Annotated in this window: 3 protein-coding genes; 1 reads left to right on the top strand and 2 read right to left on the bottom strand. The window is 64.6% G+C overall.

Features of this window, described 5'->3' with window-relative positions; all coding sequences use genetic code 11:
- Window positions 1-892: MFS transporter (locus RMO81_RS12015; protein ID WP_310476127.1), on the bottom strand; the 892-nt coding region annotated here is incomplete at its 3' end.
- Window positions 893-988: 96 nt separating this feature from the next.
- Here RMO81_RS12015 and RMO81_RS12020 point away from each other — a divergent pair.
- Entirely contained in the window at window positions 989-2,029 is a 1,041-nt protein-coding gene (locus RMO81_RS12020; protein WP_310476128.1) for an aldehyde reductase, read from the top strand.
- 171 nt (window positions 2,030-2,200) lie between these two features.
- Here RMO81_RS12020 and RMO81_RS12025 read toward each other — a convergent pair whose 3' ends face one another.
- Window positions 2,201-4,009 (bottom strand): DUF885 domain-containing protein, encoded by a 1,809-nt coding sequence (locus RMO81_RS12025; protein ID WP_310476129.1) that lies wholly within the window; start codon window positions 4,007-4,009, stop codon window positions 2,201-2,203.
- Between the last annotated feature and the right edge of the window lie 82 nt (window positions 4,010-4,091).

Below are 4,091 nucleotides of genomic sequence, written 5' to 3' on the forward strand. Positions count from 1 at the left end.
TCGACTGCTGCGAGTCCATCGCGTCGCCGCCCAGCGTGTCGATGACGAGAAAGCCCAGCGCCTGGCCAGTGGCGGCCTGGATGGAGCCCGACACGAAGCCAAAGATCATGAAGGGCAGGATGCGGCTGTCTTTCACGCTCAACCGCTTGGGCCGGCCCGCCGCCGCCGCGCTGACGCTGGCACCGGTGGTGGCGCCGGCCAGATTGGGCTCGGACGATGGTGCGCCGCTGCCGCTTTGGACCTGGCCTGGCTGGTGGGTGGGATCATCGTCGGGCAGCACCTTTGCCACGGCAATCATCACCACGGCGGCGATGGCGGCAAAGGCGAACATCGGCCCCGACAAGCCGAAGGGCGCCAGAATGAACAGCGGCGCAATCGCGGGCCCGATGATGGTGCCCAGCCCGAACGCCGATGACAGGCTGGACAGGGCGGCCGTGCGGTCCTGTTCGTTGGTGCGCCCCGCCACATAGGCCTGCGCGGCCGGGTTGGCGGCCGAACCGAAAATGCCGAACAGGCTGCGCAGCGTTGCAAACAGCGCGAACGTGGCGATCGGTGCCAGCCAGCCGTTGAGCCCGGCGTAAATGGCGATGCCGCAGCCGGCCATCGACACCATGAAGCCCAGCGACCCCACCAGCATCAGCCGGCGCCGGCCGCGCACGTCGCTCTGCCGGGCCCAATAGGGCGCGCTGAACGTCCAGAGCAGCGCCGAAAAGGAGAAGATCACCGCCACCAGCATGTCGGGCAGGTGGATCACCCGGGCGATGGCTGGCAGCACGGTTTGCAGCGCCGTATTGCCGGCAGCCACGGTGAGCAGCGCTGCAAACACCACCGCGAATTCACGGCGGGGGAGCGAACCAGCAGCCAGACCGGCGAAAGGATTGGGCGTCTGCACCGCCCGCTAATGGGCCGGCCGGGCGTACTTGCCAAGCCGGCAGTTGCCCCCCACCATGGCGTTGCTGAAAAAACACAGGGTGGCGCAGTGAACAACTTGGCGAACAACGCAGACAACAACGCGGCGAATGGGGGCAAGGTGCTGGTCACCGGCGCATCGGGCTATATCGCCGGCTTCATCATCAAGGCGCTGGTCGCTGATGGCTGGTCGGTGCGCGGCACCATCCGCAATATGGCCCGGGCCGGCGAAGTGCGCGCCACACTGGGCCTGCCTGATCTGGAACTGGTGGCCTGCGATCTGACCAGCGACGCTGGTTGGGCCGAAGCGATGCAGGGTGTGGACTATGTCCAGCATATCGCCTCGCCGATCCCGACTGGTGAGCCCAAGAACCCCGATGATCTGATCGTGCCAGCCCGCGAAGGCGCGCTGCGGGCGCTGCGGTTTGCGCACGCCGCCCGCGTCAAACGTGTGGTGATGACCAGCAGCATGGCCGCCATCGCTTATGGCCACGAACAGCCGCGCCCGCCGCTGACCGAGGCCGATTGGTCGAACATCAACAGCCTTGAGGCCTATGCCTATATCAAGTCCAAGACGCTGGCCGAACGCGCGGCGCGGGAATGGATGGCGGCCAATGGAGCCGGCATGGAATATGTCAGCATCAATCCGGCCGCCGTGCTGGGCCCGGTGCTTGGCGCGGATTTTTCCACCAGCCTGGAAGTGGTGAAAAAGTTGATGGATGGCGCCCTGCCCGGTCTGCCGCGGCTGGGCTTTGGCGTGGTGGACGTGCGCGATGTGGCCAGCCTGCACTTGGCTGCGATGACGACACCCGGCCTGGATGGCGAACGCTTCATCGCGCAGGGGCGCTTCATGTGGATGCGCGAAGTCGCCGACGTGCTCAAGGCCGGTCTGGGCAACCAAGCGCGACGCGTGCCCACCCGCGGCCTGCCGGATTGGCTGCTCAAGCTGCTGGCCAATTTCGATGCGACGGTGAAGATGGTGGTGCCCGAACTCGGCCGCCGCCGCGAAGCCAGCGCCGCCCACGCGCTGGAACGGCTGGGTTGGAAGACGCGCGACGAGACGACGACCATCCTCGATTGCGCCCGCAGCCTGATCGAAAAGGGGCTGGTGAAGGCCTGATACCATCACTCAGTCAGAACCAGGGTGCCTCCGGCGGCCAGGGGCTGAGCCCCTGGACCCACTTTCGTTGGTGTGCGCCATGCGTGGGGCATAGCGGGAATTAAAACAATTGGGTGCCGGCCTCCGGCCTGCCCGCCGGAGGCTCTGCTTCCTTGTTCTTGAACCTTCGGATTACCGCCCGCCCTGCGCGATCCAGCGATCGATCTTGGCCTCCAGCACCGCCATCGGCAGGGCGCCGGTCATCAGCACCTGGGCGTGGAAACCCTTGATGTCGAACTTCGGCCCCAGTGCAGCTTCTGCCTTGGCGCGCAGGCGGCTGATGGTGAGCTGGCCGATCTTGTAGGCCAGCGCCTGGCTCGGAATGGCGATATAGCGTTCGACTTCGGCCACGGCATCGGTGCGGCTCATGCTGCTGTTGGCCAGCATATACTCGATGGCCTGATCGCGGCCCCAGCCCTTGCTGTGCAGGCCAGTATCCACCACCAGCCGCATCGCGCGCAGCATCTCGTCTTCATAACGGCCCTGCAACTGATAGGGATCCTTGAACATCCCCAGTTCCGGCCCCAGGCTCTCAGCATACAGCCCCCAGCCTTCGGCATAGGCGGTGTTGCCGCCAAAACGCTGGAAATTCGGCAGTTTCTCGTTTTCCTGCGCCAGGCTGATCTGGAAATGATGGCCCGGGGCAGCTTCGTGCAGATACAGGGTTTCGGTGCCATAATTGCTGCGCGACGGCAGATCATAGCTGTTGAAATAAAAGATGCCGGGGCGCTTTCCATCCGGTGTGCCGCTATTGTAGCTGCCGGCTGCATCGGTTTTTTCGCGGTGCGGCGGCACCGGCTTGATCTCCAGCGGCGATTTCGGAAGCGTGCTGAACATCTGGCCCACCACCAGATCAACTCGGCTGCCCACCGCGCGGAAGGAATCGCCCATCGCCTGCGCCGTTGCGAACTTGAAACGCGGATCGGTGCGCAAATGGGTGAAGAAGGCCGGGCGGTCGCCCTGGAAGCCAACGCGGGCCTTCACCTCGTCCATCCCCTTCAGGATGCGGGCAACTTCGGCCAGGCCGATATTGTGGATCTCGTCCGGGCTCAGATTGGTGGTGGTGCTGCTGGCGACCAGATAGCGATATAGATCCGGTCCGCCCGGCATCGCCGACAGGCCAACGCCGTCGCGCGCCACCGGCAGATATTCCACTTTCAGGAAATCACGCATCCGGATCAGCGCCGGGTTCACCCGCTGCCCCACCATCCTGGTGTAACTGGCCTTCAAACGGGCCTGATCGGCGGCGCTGATGCTGTCGGGGAATTTCTGCACCGGCTTCATCATGATGCTGCCATCAACACCGCCCGCCGTGAGATTGTTCAGCTGATCGATGACATTGTTCACCACCAGCTTGGGCTGCACCACACCGGTTTTCATGCCCTGGCGGAAGCGCAGCACGGCCAGATCGAGCAGCAGCGTAAACTGGTCACTGCGCAGCAGCGCGTCCTCATAGTCCTTCAGCACCTTGAACGGCGCCGCACTCTCCCCCGATTGCAGCTCGGCAAAGAAATTGTGGAAGCCAAAGAAATGATCGACCGGGCGCGGCGCGGTCGCGGCCAGCAACGCCGGCTGCAGCCCGGCCAGATCGGTCTCGCGCTGCCACTTGAACGTGTCGTAACTCACCTGCTCATCCGCACTCAGCGTGGCGCGGTCGATGGCCGCCAGCGCTTTCAGCTCATTCTCGGCGGCCCGCTTTTCGGCAGCATAAGCGGCGTCGGTGATCACCTCGCCCAGCTCACCGGCGCGGCTGGTATCCCCGCGAAACAACAGGCCCAGCGGATTGCGCTTCAGATTGTCCGCATCGCTCTGCGCAAACAGCGCCGCCAACCGGGTTGACGGCGTCTCGGCTGTTGCCGGCGTGGCAGGGGCAGGCGTCTGCGCCAGCGCCGGGGTGATGGCAAACAGGCTGGCAGCAATCAGAAGGGCGGTAACGCGCATGGGGTCACTCCATGAATTTTTCGGGGCGTATTGCATTCATAATACGCTGAGCGCGCCAGTCAATCAGATGCTGCAGCTGCGC

Source organism: Sandarakinorhabdus sp. (assembly GCF_031422795.1).
Lineage (GTDB): Bacteria > Pseudomonadota > Alphaproteobacteria > Sphingomonadales > Sphingomonadaceae > Sandarakinorhabdus.